Source organism: Streptococcus sp. CP1998, from assembly GCF_041026655.1.
Classification (GTDB): Bacteria; Bacillota; Bacilli; order Lactobacillales; family Streptococcaceae; genus Streptococcus; species Streptococcus dentalis.
The window spans coordinates 1,852,249-1,872,129 of record NZ_CP163380.1 but is presented as its reverse complement, the minus strand read 5'-3'; the positions used below and the strand labels follow the sequence as shown (position 1 = coordinate 1,872,129).

Here is a 19,881-nt window from a genome sequence, read left to right as displayed (position 1 = left end):
ATTACGATTTATTTTCAACAGATTGACTCTATATGTCAACGGTGTTACAATTTTACTGGTATCATGGAATCATGAAATATGAAAAAGGAGATCCTATAAATGAAGGATATATTTAATAAGCGCCAGCGCTTTTCATTGCGAAAATATAGCGTTGGGGTTTGTTCAGTTCTTTTAGGAACAGCACTTTTTGCTGCAGGAGCTCAATCTGCATCAGCAGATGAGGCAACAGTAGCCTCTGAATCTGCAGGAACGGCGACTTCAGGAGCACAACCTGCTGCAACAGAATCAAGTCAAGCAGAAGTACCAGTTGCTTCTAAGGCATATGGTGAGGGAGCACCAGCGCCAAAAGTAGACCTTTCTAATTCTGCTACAACTTCAGAAGCACCAGCTCCATCAACTGAAAAGGCTGAAGGGATTGAAAAATCAGCTGCTTCAGAAGACAAGGAAGTCCCAGCTGAGACTAAAAAAGAAGAAAAAGCTGAAACTAAAAAATCTGAAGAAGCTCCAAAGTCGACAGCACCATTAGAAACAAGCAAACCTGTCGAGAAGAAAAAAGAATCAAGCCCTAAGCTGGTCTCCACACCAGTGGTTACTCCAGCACAACCTACTGCACTCGCTCTGCGAGTTGAAAACTCAGAAACATCACCTGCAAGTGAAAGCTCAGAAGCACCTACGGCTATTTCAGCTACTGTAAATCCAGTAGCTCCGATCATTGGTGCAGAGCGAGGTGTGCAGGTAAATAGAGAAGCAGCTGAAGAGCGTAGTGCATCACTTGATCGTGCAGCAACTGATTTGACGAACGCTGGAGCCTTGGTAACAAGTCATAGCCGACGTAGCCGTCGTGCTGTGTATGATCATAATGGAACTCCAGTGGAAGTGACTACCTATTTAAAACCAGGTGAAACTGCAACTCCAAGCATGTTTGATGCGAACGGTGCAACTGTGAGCTCTCAATCTGTACCAGCTGGATACTCAGCTAAAGAAGGAGATTGGTATACATACAGTATTGTAGATCTTACTCGCTTTAACGAACGGTATCATACAAACTACTATGCGCGTGCGTATAAGAGATTTGATGCTTCGACAGACACGACTGTTGAATTGATCGATAAAAACACTGGCAATGTAGTAGAAACCAGAACGATTACTGCTTCTAGCGGAATTCAGAAATTCACAACTACCAAAGCAGCCTCTAATGGAGAATTAACTTGGCAAGTTGATTTCGATAAAGGTTTAGGAGCTGGACCTGGTAAAACGAACCAACCATTTATTCAATTGGGTTATGAAGTTGGAGCAAGTATCCAAGCTTTAGTAGCTCCTGGGCACAATCTTACTCCAGATGAGAAAAAATTATACGATGCTGTTTATGCTGCTCGTACATCAACGGATATCATTAACGTTGTAGAGCCTGCTTATAATGGCCGTACGATTACAGATACCAATGCCAAGATTCCAGTAGCAGTTGAAAAGACAACTTACTATCGCGTAGTTGATGAAAATAACCCAACATTCAACGCCAATAAAACAGATAAGACTGTTCAAGACTATGTGCCAAATGGTAATGAAGTAGACTTAGCTAGATATACTCTTAAAGCTATGGAAGGACAAAACTTCACAGCATCTGGTGAACGTCAATTTGCTGGCTACAAGTTGTATCAAACAGCCGATGCAAACGATCAATCAGGCTATGTGAGTCGTCCTTATACTGTTGGTACCAAATTCATGGACGCTGAGCGTGCAGGAATTAAACGGATCAAAGAAATCGTAGATGAGGATGGAACTGTAGTCGTTCGTGTTTACTTACTAGATCCAAAACAACAAAGTAAACGTTCTGATGGTACATTAGACACAGATGGCTATATGTTGCTGGCGGAAACTAAACCTATTAAACCAGGTGATTACAATAAAGAAGATTTAGTTGTTAAGAAATCACCTCTTAACACAATTGCTTTCACAGATAGTAAAGGTGTAAACTATCCAAACGGTAAAGAAGTTCCATTTGACTTCCAAACAGCTGCTGGGTATACACCTAAGAAAACAGTATTCGTACCATTCTTGGGAGATAATATCGGCCACCTTTCTCCAAACGAACAATTGGTTCGTGGAGTAAATGGTATCGGTACCAACGTTGACTTGCTCAACTCTTTGACACCGTATAAACAACCAATCTACTACTATGTGAAACAAAAACCAGTCGAAGTCACTCCAGAAGTTGAAAAACAACTGGAAGGACGGGTGCTAGTTGACGGTGAATTCACCTTCAAGATTAAAGAAAACCAATCAAACAAATCACTTCCTGCCTATGAAGAAACTGTAACGAATAAAGCCGACGGTAAAGCTACATTTAGCAAATTATCATTTAACAAAGTTGGTACTTACACATACACAATCACTGAAACTGCAGGTTCAGATACAAACGTCGATTACGATGAAATGACAGTTACGATGACTGTTAATGTAACTGAAAATTCTAACGGTGATTTAGAAGCTTCTGTTAAATATAGTGGTAGTGGTGGATTTGCCTCAAAAGCTGATGACAAAGTCTTCAACAACTATGTCGTAGCTCCAGTTAAGACCAAGTTTGACTTCAGCAAGGCTCTTGCAGGGCGTGAGTTGAAAGAAGGCGAATTTACATTTGTATTGAAAGATTCAGATGGTAAGACCCTTCAAACTAAGACTAATACCAAAGCAGGTGTTATTGCCTTTGATGACTTGACCTTTGATAATACTCAAGTTGGTACTCACAAGTATACTGTAGAAGAAGTTCAAGGTTCTGAAGCAGGTATGCAATATGATACGATGAAAGCTGAAGTAACGATCACTGTTACGAAAGAGGGTCACGTTCTGAAAGCAACCAACACACTTCCTTCAGATACAGAGTTCAACAACACCTTCACGCCTGCTGCTACACAAGCCCAATTCAAGTTTACTAAGAAATTGGAAGGTAAAGAGCTTACAAAGGATGCCTTCACATTCGAATTGCTTGAAAATGGCAATATCATTCAAACCAAGAAAAATGCGGCTGATGGAACTATTCAATTTGATGCGATTTCATACGATAAAGAAGGTTCTCACACATACACTGTACGTGAAGTAGCTGGAACAGATAGAAACATCGACTACGATGATATGAATGCAGTTGTAACAGTGAACGTAACCAAGAATGCTTCAACAGGGATCCTGACTGCTAATGTTACAATGCCGGCAGATACAGAATTTAACAACTATGTTGTTGCTCCAGTTGTTACAAGATTTGACTTTACTAAAAAATTAGCCGGTCGTAAGTTAAAAGCTGGTGAATTCAGTTTTGTTCTCAAAGATCAAGATGGTAAGGTTATTGAAACAGTTAAGAATGATGCAGAAGGAAATGTGACCTTTACTGAATTGTCATATGACAATACTAAAATTGGTACTCACTCATACTCTGTTGAGGAAGTTATCCCAGCTGATGCAGATAAAGAATTTGGTATGACATACGATACCATGAAAGCATTTGTCCGTGTAAAAGTTGCTAAGAATGGTCATACCTTAACAACTGTTACAGACATTGCTTCAACAGGCGGTAAGAATGCTGCTGGTGAATCAACTGACACTCAAGAAGATACTGAATTCAACAACAAAGTCACTCCTCCAGAAACTCCTAAATTCCAACCAGAAAAATTTGTCGTTTCTAAAGAGAAATATGACATCACTGGCAACAAGTTGATGAACGACGACGATGAGTTGACAAATGAATACACTGAAACAAATGCAGATCCATATGTAGACAAGACAACCAACAATGAACCAGAAAACTTGAATACTAAGACAGTTAAACGTGGTTCTAAATTGGTTTACCAAGTATGGCTAGATACGACTAAATTCACTGAAGCAAACAACATCCAATACGTTGGTGTATCGGATACATATGACGCTGATAAATTGGACGTCAATGCAGCTGATATCAAAGCATATGATTCAGTAACTGGTGCAGAAGTAACCAATAAATTCGACATCAAAGTTGAAAACGGTACAATCACTGCAACTTCTAAAGAAGCATTTATCAAAGATAAAGTCAATGCTCCTGTTATCGACACCACTAAGTTCGAATTCGGACGTTACTATAAATTTGATATCCCAGCAACTGTGAAAGAATCTGTTAAAGCTGGTGCTGATATTGAAAATACAGCCAACCAAACCGTTCATGTTTACAACCCAGTAAGCAAGACGGTTGAAAAGCCTGAAAAACCAACACAAAAACGTGTCAATAGCGTTCCAGTTCCAGTGGAAATGAACTTCACGAAACGTTTGGAAGGTCGTGAACTTCAGGCCAACGAATTCGAATTCGTATTGAAGAAAGACGGCGTTGAAGTTGAACGCGTGAAGAATGACGCTGCTGGTAAGATCGTCTTCAAGACTCTTGAATTCGGTCGCGATGACCTTGGTAAGACTTACAACTACACAGTTGAAGAAACTCCTGGTACAGATGCAACTGTCAACTACGATACAATGGTTGCAACTGTTAAAGTGGTTGTTTCACACGATGGTACAGCGAAAGCCATCGTTGCCAACGTAACAGACGCTGCTGATAAAGAATTTAACAACCGTGTAACACCTCCAGAAGAACCTAAGTTCCAACCAGAGAAATACGTTGTTTCTAAAGAGAAATACGATATCACTGGTGACAAACTCGTTGATGATGATAAAGAGTTAGCAGACAAGTACGCAGATACCAATGCGAACCCATATGCGGACAATACCATCAATAATGAAGTGGAAAACTTAAATACTAAGACTGTTGAACGTGGATCAAAATTAGTTTACCAAGTATGGTTGGATACAACTAAATTCGACGCAGCTAACAAGGACAACATCCAATCAGTAGGAATCTCAGATGACTACGATGAAACTAAGTTGGATCTTGATTCTACTAAGATCAAAGCTTACGACTCAGTAACAGGCGCAGAAGTAACAGATAAATTCGATATCACTGTGAACAACGGTGTGATCACTGCAACCCTTAAAGATGGCTTCACGAAGTCACTTGGCGATGCAGAAAACACACAAGTCATCGACACAACTAAATTTGCCTTCGGACGTTACTACAAGTTCGACATCCCAACAACAGTGAAAGCTGATGTACCTGGTGGTGTAGACATCGAAAATACTGCGGCTCAAGTAGTCAACTACTACAACCCAACTACTAAGAAAGTTGAAAAACCAAGCAAACCAACTGAAAAACGTGTCAACAACGTACCAATTCAAATTGAACTTGACTTCAAGAAAGCTCTTGCTGGTCGTCAATTGAAAGCGAATGAGTTTACTTTCCAATTGTTAGACGATGATGAATTCAATGTTCTTGAAACAGCAACCAATGATAAGGATGGTAAGGTTAAATTCACTAGCCTTAAATACACAAACAATGATATCGGAGTTTACCGTTACAAAGTAGTAGAAGTTGCTGGTACAGACTCAACCGTTACATATGACAATATGAAAGCTGTTGTAACAGTCACTGTTTCTCATGATGGTACAGCTAAAGCTTTAGTTGCTAAGGTCGGAGATATTGCTGATAAAGAGTTCAACAATACAGTAACTCCACCAGAAGAACCTAAGTTCCAACCAGAGAAATACGTTGTTTCTAAAGAGAAATACGATATCACTGGTGATAAGCTCGTTGATGATGACAAAGAGTTGGCAGACAAGTACGCAGATACCAATGCGAACCCATATGCGGACGATGCATCAAACAACGAAGCAGAAAACTTGAATACCAAGACTGTGAAACGTGGCGACAAGTTGGTTTACCAAGTATGGTTGGATACAACTAAATTCGACGCAGCTAACAAGGACAACATCCAAACAGTAGGAATCTCTGATAACTACGATGAAGCGAAATTAAATCTTAATGCAGCTGACATCAAAGCTTACGACTCTGTAACAGGCGCAGAAGTAACAGATAAATTCGATATCACTGTGAACAACGGTGTGATCACTGCGAACTTGAAAGCTGGCTTCACGAAGTCACTTGGCGATGCGGAAAACACACAAGTGATCGACACAACTAAATTCGAATTCGGACGTTACTACAAGTTCGACATCCCAACAACAGTGAAAGCTGATGTACCTGGTGGTGTAGACATTGAAAACACTGCGGCTCAAGTAGTCAACTACTACAACCCAACAACTAAGAAAGTTGAAAAACCAAGCAAACCAACTGAAAAACGTGTAAACAACGTACCAGTTGAGGTAGGATTCAACTTCACTAAACGCTTGGAAGGCCGTGAGCTTAAAGCTAACGAATTCAGCTTCGTACTTAAAGATTCAACTGGTAAAGAAGTTGAAACTGTGAAGAACGATAAAGATGGTAACGTTAAGTTCTCTAAACTTGAGTTCAAGAAAGGCCAAGAAGGCGTTCACAACTACACAGTAGAAGAAGTTAAAGGCACAGACGCAACCGTTACATACGACACCATGAAAGCGAATGTAACAGTCACAGTGAAACACGATGGTACAGCTAAAGTACTTATCGCGACTGTAGGCGACATTGCGGATAAAGAATTTAACAACCGTGTAACACCTCCAGAAACTCCAGAATTCAATCCAGAAAAATATGTTCTAAACGAAAAAGAATTTGATTTGACTGGAACTTCATTATTAGATGATGATAAAGAGTTGGCAGACAAGTACGCAGATACCAATGCGAACCCATATGCGGACGATGCATCTAATAACGAAGCAGCGAATATCAACACTAAATCAGTTAAACCAGGTCAAAAACTTGTTTACCAAGTATGGTTGGATACAACTAAATTTGACGCAAACAACAAAGACCATATCCAATCAGTAGGAATCTCAGATGACTACGATGAGGCTAAAGTTGATGTTGATGGTTCAGAAATCAAAGCTTATGACGGTAAGACTGGTGCGGATGTAACAGCTAAATTCGATATCGCTGTGAACAACGGTGTGATTACTGCAACCCTTAAAGATGGCTTCACGAAGTCACTTGGCGATGCGGAAAACACACAAGTGATTGACACAAATAAATTCGAATTCGGACGTTACTACAAGTTTGATATCCCAGCTACAGTGAAAGCTGACGTTGCAGGTGGAGTAGACATCGAAAATACTGCGGCTCAAGTTGTTAACTACTACAACCCAACTACTAAGAAAGTTGAAAAACCTGAAAAACCAACTGAAAAACGTGTCAACAGCGTTCCAGTTGAAGTAGAATTCAACTTTACTAAACGTATGGAAGGTCGTGAGCTTAAAGCCAATGAATTCAGCTTCGTTCTTAAAGATTCAAAAGGTAATACTCTTGAAACTGTGAAGAACGATAAAGATGGTAACGTTAAGTTCTCTAAACTTGAGTTCAAGAAAGGTCAAGAAGGCGTACACAACTACACAGTAGAAGAAGTTAAAGGAACAGACGCAACCGTTACATACGACACTATGAAAGCGAATGTAACAGTCACAGTTTCACACGACGGAAAAGCTAAAGTTCTGATCGCGAAAGTTGGCGACATTGCGGATAAAGAATTTAACAACAAGGTGACTCCTCCAGAAACTCCAGAGTTCAACCCAGAGAAATACATCTTGAACGCTGAGAAATTCGACCTTACTGGTAAATCACTTCTTGATGATGATAAAGAATTGGCAGACAAGGTTGCGGAAACAAACGCAAATCCTTACGCTGATAAGGCTGACAATAATGAAGCAGCAAACATCAATACTAAGACTGTGAAACGTGGCGATAAGGTTGTTTACCAAGTATGGTTGGATACAACTAAGTTTACTGAAGCGCACAACATCCAATCTGTTGGTGTTACTGATGACTACGAAGAAGACAAACTTGACATCAATGTTGCAAACATCAAAGCTTACGACTCTGTAACAGGCGAAGATGTGACTGCTAAATTTGATATCAAGGTTGAAAACGGTGTGATCTCTGCAACTTCTAAAGCGGACTTGACTAAGTCACTTGGAGATGCAGAAAATACTCCAGTGATCGACACAACTAAGTTTGCGTTTGGACGTTACTACAAGTTCGACATCCCAGCAACAGTGAAAGATACTGTTAAGGGTGGTGCGGATATTGAAAACACTGCAGCTCAAATCGTTCACCAATACGATCCAACAAGCAAGACAGTGAAGAAACCAAACAAACCAACTGAAAAACGTGTTGTGAACATCCCTGTTTCAGTAGAATTCAACTTCACGAAACGTTTGGAAGGCCGTGAGCTTAAAGCTAACGAATTCAGCTTTGTTCTTAAGGATAAAGATGGTAAGACTCTTGAAACTGTGAAGAACGATGCATCTGGTAACGTTAAGTTCTCAGCTCTTGAATTCAAGAAAGGTCAAGAAGGAACTTACAACTACACTGTAGAAGAAGTCAAAGGAACTGATACAACCGTTACTTATGACACTATGAAAGCAGTTGTAACAGTTGAGGTTTCTCATGATGGAACAGCGAAAGCTCTCCTTACTAAGGTAACGGATCCATCAGACAAAGAATTCAATAACACTGTTCGCCCACCTGAAACTCCAGAATTCAATCCAGAGAAATACATCTTGAACGAATCTAAATTCGATCTTACAGGTGTGAAACTTCTCGACGATGATAAAGAGTTGAAGGATAAGGTTGCGGACACAAATGCAAATCCTTACGTTGATAAGACTGATAACAACGAAGCTCAAAATATCAATACGAAGACACTCAAGAAAGGTGATAAAGTATACTACCAAGTATGGTTGGATACAACTAAATTCACTGAAGCACACAATATTCAATCTGTTGGTGTTACAGATAAATATGATAGTGCGAACTTGACTGTCAACGGAGCTGATATTAAGGCATACGACTCTGTAACAGGAGAAGATGTAACAGCTAAGTTTGATATCAAGGTTGAAAACGGTGTGATTACTGCAACATCTAAAGCAGACTTGACTAAGTCACTTGGAGACGCAGAAAATACACAAGTGATCGACACAACTAAGTTGGCCTTTGGACGTTACTACAAGTTTGAAATTCCTGCAGAAATTATACAATCTGCTCAAGATGGTGTGGACATTGAAAATACAGCTTCACAAATCGTACACCAATACGATCCAACTAAGAAGACTGTAGAAAAACCAGAAAAACCAACTGAAAAACGTGTAGTCAACATTCCAGTTAAGGTTCAATTCCAATTCACTAAGAAATTGGAAGGTCGTGCATTGAAGGCTGGTGAATTCAGTTTCGTTCTTAAGGACGAAAAAGGAAATGTGATCGAAACCGTAACCAATGATGCGGCTGGTAAGATCACTTTCTCAAATCTTGAATTCAAACGTGGTGAAGAAGGAACTCATCTCTACCATGTAGAAGAAATCCGTGGCAAAGATTCTAGCATCGAATACGATAAGATGGTTGCCACTGTGGGTATTATGATTAACAAAGACGGTAAAGTATTGACGGCTATTACTCAGTTGCCAGAAGATACAGAGTTTAACAACACTGTTATTCCGCCAACAACACCGCCAAATACACCACCAACAACACCACCGAATACACCGCCGACAACGCCACCAACAACACCGCCAACACCGCCAACACCACCAACACCACCAACACCACCAACGCCACCAACACCTACAACTCCTCCAGCTCCAGCACTTCCTGAAACTGGTGAAGAACAATCAGCATCTGCTGCATTGTTAGGTGCTGCACTTGGTATGGTTGGCCTTGCGGGACTTGTAAAACGCAAAAAACGCGAAGACTAAAATTGAGGTGACATCGACAAACTTGATGATGAGGTGACAATTTTAGATCCAACAGGAAGAGGCTTTGCTCGAAAGAGCAAGGCCTCTTTGTTTGGTATTGGAAACTTAGAAAAACATGCATAAATGTGATGAAAAAGTTTCAGTAAAATTCTATATATTCATTTCATTCGGTTACTAGTTTCAGTAAAATTCCATTGACTTGAAGTAGAGAAAACAGTATACTAGTAAAGCAATTTGATCTTTCAAACTGCCGGCAACAAGGGGAATGAATCCACTTTGAATTGGGATACAGTAGGGTTTGGAGTGATAGTACTTCACACCCTTATTGTCGTCAGTTACCCTAGTAAGACCAGACTTGTGAAACAAACACAGGTTTCTTTTTTGCATAATTATAAAAGCTTATAGAACCCTCCTGCTCCATATAATCAGGAGGGTTCCGTTTTATTTTTAAAAAGCTGGTGATCCAAGAAATATTGTGAATTTCCTATAGGTTCTCTTCCATATTTATGATACAATTAAACTACTATTATCGAAGGGAGAAACTATGATTAATTCAATTGTTTCACAAGGTTTGATTTGGGCCATTTTAGGGTTAGGAATCTTTATGACGTTCCGAATTCTAGATTTTCCAGATATGACGACAGAAGGGTCCTTCCCGCTTGGAGGAGCGGTGGCGGTGACCTTGATTACCAAAGGGGTCAATCCACTCCTTGCAACGCTGGCTGCTATTGGAGCAGGGTGCTTGGCGGGACTTGCGACGGGCCTTCTCTACACAAAAGGGAGAATCCCGACACTCTTGTCAGGGATCCTCGTGATGACATCTTGTAACTCGGTCATTCTCTTTGTCATGCAGCGGGCTAATTTGGGACTTCTGGGCTATAAAAAAATTCAGGAATTTCTTCCTTTTGCCAGTGGGTTCAATGAGATTCTGATTGGCTTGATTTTCGTAACGCTTGTGATCCTTGGTTTGATCTTCTTCTTGGATACACGCTTGGGTCAAGCCTATATTGCGACAGGGGACAATCCAGATATGGCCAAGAGCTTTGGGATCAACACCGACCGGATGGAATTGATGGGCTTGGTCATTTCAAATGGGATTATTGCTCTTTCTGGTGCACTGATGGCCCAGCAAGAAGGCTATGCGGATGCTTCACGTGGGATTGGTGTCATTGTTATTGGGCTTGCCAGCCTCATTATTGGAGAGGTGCTCTTTTCAAATGTCACTTTGACAGAGCGCTTGCTCAGTATTGCGATCGGATCGATCGCCTACCAATTTTTGATTTGGGCCGTGATTGCGCTTGGCATCAATACCAGCTATATTCGAATCTTCAGTGCTTTGATCTTAGCTATCTGCTTGATGATTCCAACCTTTAAGGGAAAAATTATGAAAGGAGCGAAACTCAGTAAATGACAGCAATTGTAGAATTAAAAAATGTAACCAAAGCCGTGAGCAATGGGATGAACGAAGAAAAAGTCATTCTGGATGATGTCTCCTTGGAAATTCGAGAGCATGATTTTATCACGATTTTGGGGGGCAATGGAGCCGGAAAATCAACCCTCTTTAATACCATTGCTGGGACGCTTCCGGTGAGCAGTGGGAAGATTTATATTTTGGGGGAAGATGTAACCAACTATTCTCCTGAAAAGAGAGCCAAGTACCTATCGCGGGTCTTTCAAGATCCTAAAATGGGGACAGCGCCTCGCATGACGGTTGCGGAAAACCTCTTGGTAGCGAAGTTTCGCGGAGAAAAACGTGGCTTGATTCCGCGTCACTTAGCCAGCTATAAAGAAGAGTTTCAAACAGTCCTTGCTAAGATCGGCAATGGTTTGGAACATCATATCGACACAGCCGTTGAGTTTCTATCAGGGGGGCAACGACAAGCCTTGAGCCTGTTGATGGCGACACTGAAACGTCCAGAACTCTTGCTTTTAGATGAACACACTGCTGCCTTGGATCCAAAAACCAGTCAGGCGCTCATGACCTTAACGGATGAGTTTGTGAAACAAGATGCCCTCACAGCTCTTATGATCACCCACCATATGGAAGATGCTTTGAAATATGGAAATCGTTTGATTGTCATGAAAGACGGACACATCGTCCAAGACCTCAATCAAGAAGAAAAAGCCCAAATGACCATCGCAGACTATTATCAATTGTTTGAGAAAGACTAAGATACAAAGCCCGTAAAATGCAAAGTGAAAATAGGGAGTAGGACAGAAGCAATATTGTTCATGGCGCTTCGTCGTCCCACCTCCGCACAGTTGAGTAGGGCTGTAAAAGCTGGTGAAATCAGCGTAGTAGAGCCCACTCAACCACTGCGTCTTGCTCGACAATCCAAAAATAATTGAGAGGCTAGGACTTTTGTCCCAGCCTCTTTTCCTTAAATCATTTATAAAACCGCATAAAATAGGAACTAGTTTCAGCTGAAATCGCTTGCAATTACTTAGGTAGCTGAGTATAATATAGTTAGAAAGATGAAGAAGGGATTGATACCAATGCCTTATCGAGTTAAAATTTAGGTTACTTCGTTTTAGGCCTGTTTTGCTGATATCTGTTCATGCTCTTATCGTAAAAGAGCAGTCATGTCGTGTGTGTCGGATCGGTTGGACGGTCGGGCAAACCTGCTTAGTTTGTCCGGAGACATAAGAAAACGTGGAAATAGTAGGTAGAAGCTTTTTGTAAAGGTTTTCAAACTTCAATGCGTCCAGTCGAAAACTAATCATTTGGATTTAGGATAGCAAAGAAAACCTCTGGTATTTTACACAAATACTATTAAATGAAATCAACATCATAAACATTGTTTTGTTAGCCAAAAGGTTAATTGCACCAAGTCAGTGAAGCAGACCAGGCCTCTAGTCCCGTAAGACTGGAGGCCATTTTTATAAGATACTCAGGAGGAGGTGAGAGTATGGGATTGTCGTATGCGCAAGAATATAGTTGTCGGGACCATTTTCGGCAAAGAGCTTTTGAGCGCTTTGGCGTAGATGATCAGCACTTGAATAAGTGGATCAACCAACACCTCTCCTCCCTCTCTCCTTATGATAGTAATGTGGTTCAACCCGCCAACACAGAAGCCTATGTAGCCAGTGATGGCGTCATCTTTGTCTGCAATATCAAAAGTCGGGAGTTTATCACCTGTTTTAAGGCGGTTAATTACCAAGAATCTAAGGAAGAAGAGGAAGCCTATACGGACATTCACGAAAACAATGTCGCTTCCTTCAAAAAAGATGTGAACCACCTAGTCAATCGCTACCGACTCAAGGAAGCCAAAGAGCTGTTTGAAAACATTGGGGAGGACTTGGATGAATTTTATCGCCTGTCCCAAGCGGTCAAGAACGGCCAATTGAGCGAGCGAAATAGTAAGCGCCTAGAGGAGTTGTTAGGCAAGTTTCATGTGATTAAGGCAGCCATGCGGATCATTGAAAATAAACGGGGAGATTACCATCTTTAGGGTCTTTTCCCCCTAAAAATAGGCGCCTAGAAGTCCTCTCATCTACTTCAGATGAGAGGACTTTTTTGCTGTGGAAAGCTTTTTGAAAAAAAGAGAAAAAAATTGTATAATAGAGTAGATATGCAAGTATTTGCAAAGCTGTAATTCGACTTGGGCGACCAAGGACCGTAAGTATTAAAATAATCACACTAAAGGAGACAACAGTGAGTAGTATTAAATTAGTCACTCTTGGCGGTGTTCGAGAAAATGGGAAAAATCTCTACGTTGCCGAAGTGAACGATTCGATTTTTGTCTTGGATGCAGGTCTGAAGTATCCAGAAAATGAGCAACTTGGGGTGGATGTCGTTATCCCCAACATGGATTATCTATTTGAAAATAAGGACCGCATTGCGGGTGTTTTCTTGACCCATGGTCACGCAGATGCGATTGGGGCCTTGCCTTATCTTTTGGCGGAAGCGAAAGTCCCTGTATTCGGAACCGAGTTGACCATTGAGTTGGCTAAACTCTTTGTAAAAAGCAATGACAGTGTGAAGAAATTCAACGACTTTCATGTCATCGATCAGAATTCTGAGATTGATTTTGGTGATGCCGTCGTCTCTTTCTTTCAAACCACTCACTCGATCCCTGAAAGTATCGGGATTGTGATTGGCACTCCTGAGGGCAATATCGTCTATACAGGAGACTTTAAATTTGACCAGACTGCCAGCGAGTCATATGCGACAGACTTTGCTCGTCTAGCTGAGATTGGACGCGAAGGCGTCCTTGCTCTCTTGAGTGATTCGGCCAATGCGGATAGTAATATTCAAGTTGCCAGTGAGCAAGAAGTAGGCGATGCCATCTTAGATACGATCGCAGACTGGGATGGTCGTGTCATCGTAGCGGCAGTAGCCAGCAACCTTTCTCGGATCCAGCAGGTCTTTGATGCTGCAGCTGAGACTGGCCGTCGAGTGGTCTTGACAGGGTTTGATGTGGAAAACATCGTCCGCACAGCTATTCGCTTGAACAAATTGTCTCTTGCCAACGAAAAACTCTTGATCAAGCCAAAAGAAATGAGCCGTTTTGAGGATCATGAATTGATCATTTTGGAAACAGGCCGGATGGGTGAGCCGATCAACGGTTTGCGCAAGATGTCTATTGGCCGTCACCGTTATGTGGAAATCAAAGATGGGGACTTGGTCTACGTCGTCACAACACCATCTATTGCTAAAGAAGCTGTGGTGGCTCGTGTGGAAAACATGATCTACCAAGCAGGTGGCATTGTAAAATTGATCACGTCAAGCTTGCGCGTATCTGGTCACGGAAACGCACGGGACTTGCAGTTGATGATCAACCTTCTTCGTCCTAAATACCTCTTCCCGATCCAAGGGGAATACCGCGAATTGGATGCCCATGCGCGGGTAGCGATGGAAGTTGGTATCTTGCCTGAAAATATCTTTATTCCAAAACGCGGAACTGTGATGGAGTACGAAAAGGGGGACTTCGTCCCTGCCGGTAGCGTCTCAGCTGGAGATGTCATGATCGATGGGAATGCCATTGGTGATGTGGGCAATATTGTCCTTCGTGACCGCAAGGTCTTGTCAGAAGACGGGATCTTTATCGTGGCGATCACGGTAAATCGCAAAGAGAAGAAGATTATTTCCAAAGCGCGCGTGCACACCCGTGGTTTTGTCTATGTCAAGAAGAGTCGGGATATTCTTCGTGAAAGTTGCGAATTGGTCAACCAAAGCGTTGAAGACTATTTGACACAAGACAGCTTTGACTGGGGTGAGTTAAAAGGTTTGGTACGCGACAACTTGTCTAAGTTCTTATTTGAACAAACCAAACGCCGTCCAGCCATCCTACCAGTCGTGATGGAAGTGAAATAATAGAAGAAATGGAAACGCTTGGCTGCCCGAGGCTTGCCGAGTGTTTTTAACAGTAGAAAGAGGGAAGCAAATGGCAGTTATGCAGATTGAGTATTATTCAGAAGCCTTGAAGATGGAGTGGGGCGTGTCCGTCCTTTATCCCGATGCATCGCGCGTGGAAGATCCAGCGGATACGGATATTCCGGTTCTCTATCTCTTACACGGGATGAATGGCAACCACCACTCTTGGTTGAAGCGGACCAATGTGGAGCGCATTTTGCGAAATACCAATCTGATCGTGGTCCTGCCTAATACCAATAATGGCTTTTACACAGACACCCAGTATGGCTACAATTATTACACAGCTATTGCGGAGGAATTGCCAGAGACTCTTTCTCGCTTCTTCCCTAATATGACCAAGAAACGGGAGAAGACCTTTATTGCTGGTCTATCCATGGGTGGCTATGGATCAATGCTCTTGGCTCTCAAGACAAATCGTTTCTCCCATGCGGCTAGTTTTTCCGGTGCTCTGAGTTTCCACGATCGGGATTTTGAAAACAATGACTTGGAACAACCAGCTTTTTGGAAGGGGATCTTTGGAGAGATTGAGGATTGGACGACCAGTCCCTACTCGCTAGAGACTGCTGCCAAGAAGTTTTCAGATAAGAAGACCAAACTCTGGATCTGGTGTGGGGAGCAGGATTTCCTTTATGAGGCCAATAATTTTGAAGTCAAGGAACTAGAAAAGTTAGGTTTGGATGTCACCTATACCCACAGCCCAGGTAAGCACGAATGGTTCTACTGGGAACGTGAGTTAGAGCACTTTTTACAAACCCTGCCAATCGACTTTGAATTGGAAGAAAGACTCAACTAAGATACAAATAGATTGGATATCAGTCAGAGCATTTGTTCTGGCTTTTTTCATGTATATAGGAAGAAAAACTAGAAAGGTCACTTATTCATTTCAGTCCTGCTCTCTTTGTGGTATAATAGGAACGATTGAAAAATGAGCTAGAAATAGCGAACAAGATAAGAGGAGAGAAATATGGCAAAAGATATTCGTGTGCGTTATGCACCAAGTCCAACAGGACTACTACACATCGGAAATGCCCGTACAGCATTGTTTAACTACTTGTATGCACGCCACCATGGTGGAACCTTTATTATCCGTATCGAGGATACGGACCGTAAGCGTCACGTCGAAGACGGAGAACGTTCACAGCTTGAAAACCTTCGTTGGTTGGGCATGGACTGGGACGAAAGTCCAGAGACGCATGAAAACTACCGCCAATCAGAGCGCTTGGAACTCTATCAAAAATACATTGACCAATTGCTAGCCGAAGGAAAAGCCTACAAATCTTATGTTACAGAAGAAGAGTTGGCAAGAGAACGTGAACGTCAAGAAGCGACCGGTGAAACACCTCGCTACATCAACGAATACCTTGGCATGAGCGAAGAAGAAAAAGCAGCTTACGTTGCAGAACGTGAAGCAGCGGGCATCATCCCGACGGTTCGTTTGGTAGTGAATGAGTCTGGTATCTACAAGTGGCATGATATGGTCAAAGGCGATATCGAATTCGAAGGTGGCAATATCGGTGGGGACTGGGTTATCCAAAAGAAAGATGGTTATCCAACCTACAACTTTGCCGTTGTCATCGATGACCACGATATGCAAATCTCTCACGTTATCCGTGGAGATGACCACATTGCCAACACACCAAAACAGCTCATGGTCTATGAAGCTCTTGGTTGGGAAGCGCCAGAGTTTGGTCACATGACCTTAATCATCAACTCTGAAACTGGTAAGAAGTTGTCTAAACGCGACACTAATACCCTTCAATTTATTGAAGATTACCGGAAGAAAGGCTACCTTCCAGAAGCAGTCTTTAACTTTATCGCTCTTCTTGGTTGGAACCCTGGTGGGGAAGACGAAATCTTCTCTCGCGAAGAACTGATTAAACTCTTTGATGAAAACCGTCTCAGCAAGTCTCCAGCAGCCTTCGACCAAAAGAAAATGGACTGGATGAGCAATGAGTATATCAAGAATGCAGATCTTGAGACCATTTTTGAATTGGCAAAACCATTCCTCGAAGCAGCAGGACGTTTGACAGACAAGGCTGAGAAATTGGTGGAACTCTACAAACCACAAATGAAGTCAGTGGATGAAATCGTTCCATTGACGGACCTCTTCTTCTCAGACTTCCCAGAATTGACGGAAGCTGAGCGAGAAGTCATGGCTGGTGAAACCGTTCCAACTGTTCTTGAAGCCTTCAAGGCAAAACTTGAAGCCATGTCAGACGATGAGTTTGTGGCTGAAAATATCTTCCCACAAATCAAAGCGGTTCAAAAAGAAACTGGTATCAAAGGTAAGAACCTCTTTATGCCAATCCGTATTGCCGTTTCAGGTGAAATGCATGGTCCTGAATTGCCAGATACCATCTACTTGCTTGGACGCGAAAAATCCATCCAACATATTGAGAGTATGTTGGAAAAAATCAGATAATTATCAGAAAATTCCATAATAATGTACTGGGCTCAAACAGTTAGACAAATAATTTTAGGAAAGGATTTAGTTCTGTGTTGTACAGGACTAAGTCCTTTTAGCTTGACCTTAATTTGTTTTTTGTCGTAATAGCCAATAAAGCCCATAACGGCTTTTACCAAGTGGTCAAGGTAATAGACTGTCTTTTCATAGTCATAAAATATTTCTGTTTTCAAAATACAAAAGAAAGATCTAATCATGCAGTTACATGAAACATATTAATTAACTTTTACAGTGTGGTTCAAGCAGGTGTTCCATTTTATCTTTTTAATGGAAAAATCATCAAGTATAAGAATATCAATATAAATCATATCAAAGATGAAAACTAATTGACTAATAAATTCGAATTTTTAAAATTAAATTATTTTAAAACTAGGGTATAATAATGTATAATGTTAATGTTAAACTGAATAATAAGGAGAACAAATGTTTTTTAAACGTTCTAATGGGTCATTTCGTGAAACCGATCGTGTGACTCGATTTAAATTAATCAAATCTGGAAAAAACTGGCTTCGTGCAGCAACTTCCAATTTGGGCCTCTTTAAAGTTGTCCGTGGTCAGGTTGAAGAACTGGTTGTAGCAGAAGTCTCTGAGGAAACGACAGCAACTCCAAGTCGGACTTTGTTGAAGGGGATCTTAGCAACTGGTGCGATTCTTGGGGGTGCAGTAGTGACGACAGCAGCACAAGCTGATGAAGCAGATGCTAAAACGGCAACAACATCTGAACTCGGCAAAGATGCTCTTGCTGAAGCAGATAGCGTAGTTATTGGGACGATTTCAGTATCTGACTCCCAATCTATGAGCGCCTCAGAATCAGAAGAAGCATCAACTTCACTCAGTGAGTCCGCCTCAGAGTCCGTTTCAGAATCCCAATCCGTGAGCACCTCAGAGTCGGAAGAGGCTTCTACATCTTTGAGTGAGTCGGTTTCAGTATCTGACTCCCAATCTATGAGCGCCTCAGAATCAGAAGAAGCATCGACTTCACTCAGTGAGTCCGCCTCAGAGTCCGTTTCAGAATCCCAATCCGTGAGCACCTCAGAGTCGGAAGAGGCTTCTACATCTTTGAGTGAGTCGGTTTCAGTTTCAGTATCTGAGTCAACAAGCGAATCGGAATCAGTTTCGACATCTGAGTCAACAAGCGAATCAGAATCAGTTTCAGCGTCTGAGTCAACAAGCACGTCCGAATCAGTCTCAGCGTCTGAGTCAACAAGCGAATCAGAATCAGTTTCAGTATCTGAGTCAACAAGCGAATCAGAATCAGTTTCGACATCTGAGTCAACAAGCGTATCGGAATCAGTTTCGACATCTGAGTCAACAAGCGAATCAGAATCAGTTTCGACATCTGAGTCAACAAGCGAATCAGAATCAGTTTCGACATCTGAGTCAACAAGTGCGTCTGAATCAGTTTCGACATCTGAGTCAACAAGTGTATCGGAATCAGTTTCAACATCTGAGTCAACAAGCGAATCAGAATCAGTTTCAGCGTCTGAGTCAACAAGCACGTCCGAATCAGTCTCAGCGTCTGAGTCAACAAGCGAATCAGAATCAGTTTCGACATCTGAGTCAACAAGTGCGTCTGAATCAGTTTCAACATCTGAGTCAACAAGCGAATCAGAATCAGTTTCGACATCTGAGTCAACAAGTGAGTCTGAATCAGTTTCGACATCTGAGTCAACAAGTGTATCGGAATCAGTTTCAACATCTGAGTCAACAAGCGAATCAGAATCAGTTTCGACATCTGAGTCAACAAGTGTATCGGAATCAGTTTCAACATCTGAGTCAACAAGCGAATCAGAATCAGTTTCGACATCTGAGTCAACAAGTGCGTCTGAATCAGTTTCGACATCTGAGTCAACAAGCGAATCAGAATCAGTTTCAGTATCTGAGTCAACAAGCGAATCAGAATCAGTTTCGACATCTGAGTCAACAAGCGTATCGGAATCAGTTTCGACATCTGAGTCAACAAGCGAATCAGAATCAGTTTCGACATCTGAGTCAACAAGCGTATCGGAATCAGTTTCGACATCTGAGTCAACAAGTGTATCGGAATCAGTTTCAACATCTGAGTCAACAAGCGAATCAGAATCAGTTTCGACATCTGAGTCAACAAGTGCGTCTGAATCAGTTTCGACATCTGAGTCAACAAGTGTATCGGAATCAGTTTCAACATCTGAGTCAATAAGTGTATCGGAATCAGTTTCAACATCTGAGTCAATAAGTGTATCGGAATCGGTTTCAACATCTGAGTCAATAAGCGTATCGGAATCAGTTTCAACATCTGAGTCAACAAGCACGTCCGAAT

At 41.7% G+C, this 19,881-nt stretch carries 8 protein-coding genes and 2 pseudogenes; 8 read left to right on the top strand and 2 right to left on the bottom strand.

All coding sequences use genetic code 11. The features are described 5' to 3' along the window. Positions 1–99: 99 nt before the first annotated feature. The 7 genes from AB4X21_RS09290 to gltX all read left to right on the top strand — a co-directional run bounded on the left by AB4X21_RS09290 (position 100) and on the right by gltX (position 17,540). Entirely contained in the window at positions 100–9,741 is a 9,642-nt protein-coding gene (locus tag AB4X21_RS09290; RefSeq protein WP_369087891.1) for an SspB-related isopeptide-forming adhesin, read from the top strand. A 544-nt stretch (positions 9,742–10,285) separates the two neighbouring features. Next, complete coding sequence (locus tag AB4X21_RS09285) at positions 10,286–11,152, top strand: ABC transporter permease (RefSeq protein ID WP_003008955.1); 867 nt, start codon at positions 10,286–10,288, stop codon at positions 11,150–11,152. Further along, complete coding sequence (locus AB4X21_RS09280; RefSeq protein WP_151379422.1) at positions 11,149–11,913, top strand: ABC transporter ATP-binding protein; 765 nt, start codon at positions 11,149–11,151, stop codon at positions 11,911–11,913. Before AB4X21_RS09285 ends, AB4X21_RS09280 begins: the two co-directional genes overlap by 4 nt. 737 nt (positions 11,914–12,650) lie before the next feature. Next, positions 12,651–13,193 (top strand): hypothetical protein, encoded by a 543-nt coding sequence (locus AB4X21_RS09275; protein WP_369087890.1) that lies wholly within the window; start codon positions 12,651–12,653, stop codon positions 13,191–13,193. Between the two features lie 203 nt (positions 13,194–13,396). Continuing rightward, positions 13,397–15,058, top strand: a complete 1,662-nt coding sequence (locus AB4X21_RS09270) for a ribonuclease J (protein ID WP_270300115.1) — start codon at positions 13,397–13,399, stop codon at positions 15,056–15,058. A gap of 70 nt (positions 15,059–15,128) precedes the next feature. Then, complete coding sequence (locus AB4X21_RS09265; RefSeq protein WP_155128208.1) at positions 15,129–15,911, top strand: alpha/beta hydrolase family protein; 783 nt, start codon at positions 15,129–15,131, stop codon at positions 15,909–15,911. A gap of 171 nt (positions 15,912–16,082) precedes the next feature. Further along, entirely contained in the window at positions 16,083–17,540 is a 1,458-nt protein-coding gene (gltX, locus tag AB4X21_RS09260) for a glutamate--tRNA ligase (RefSeq protein ID WP_369087889.1), read from the top strand. 32 nt (positions 17,541–17,572) lie between these two features. Here gltX and AB4X21_RS09255 read toward each other — a convergent pair. Then, positions 17,573–17,785 (bottom strand): annotated as a pseudogene (locus AB4X21_RS09255) (IS3 family transposase); the annotation flags it as partial. Between the two features lie 220 nt (positions 17,786–18,005). Here AB4X21_RS09255 and AB4X21_RS09250 point away from each other — a divergent pair. Beyond that, positions 18,006–18,191, top strand: a pseudogene (locus tag AB4X21_RS09250) (KxYKxGKxW signal peptide domain-containing protein); the annotation flags it as partial. Here AB4X21_RS09250 and AB4X21_RS09245 read toward each other — a convergent pair. Then, the gene (locus AB4X21_RS09245) at positions 18,137–19,873 is read right to left on the bottom strand and encodes a hypothetical protein (protein WP_369088386.1); all 1,737 of its coding nucleotides are present in this window, start codon (positions 19,871–19,873) and stop codon (positions 18,137–18,139) included. The pseudogene AB4X21_RS09250 and the gene AB4X21_RS09245 overlap by 55 nt on opposite strands. Between the last annotated feature and the right edge of the window lie 8 nt (positions 19,874–19,881).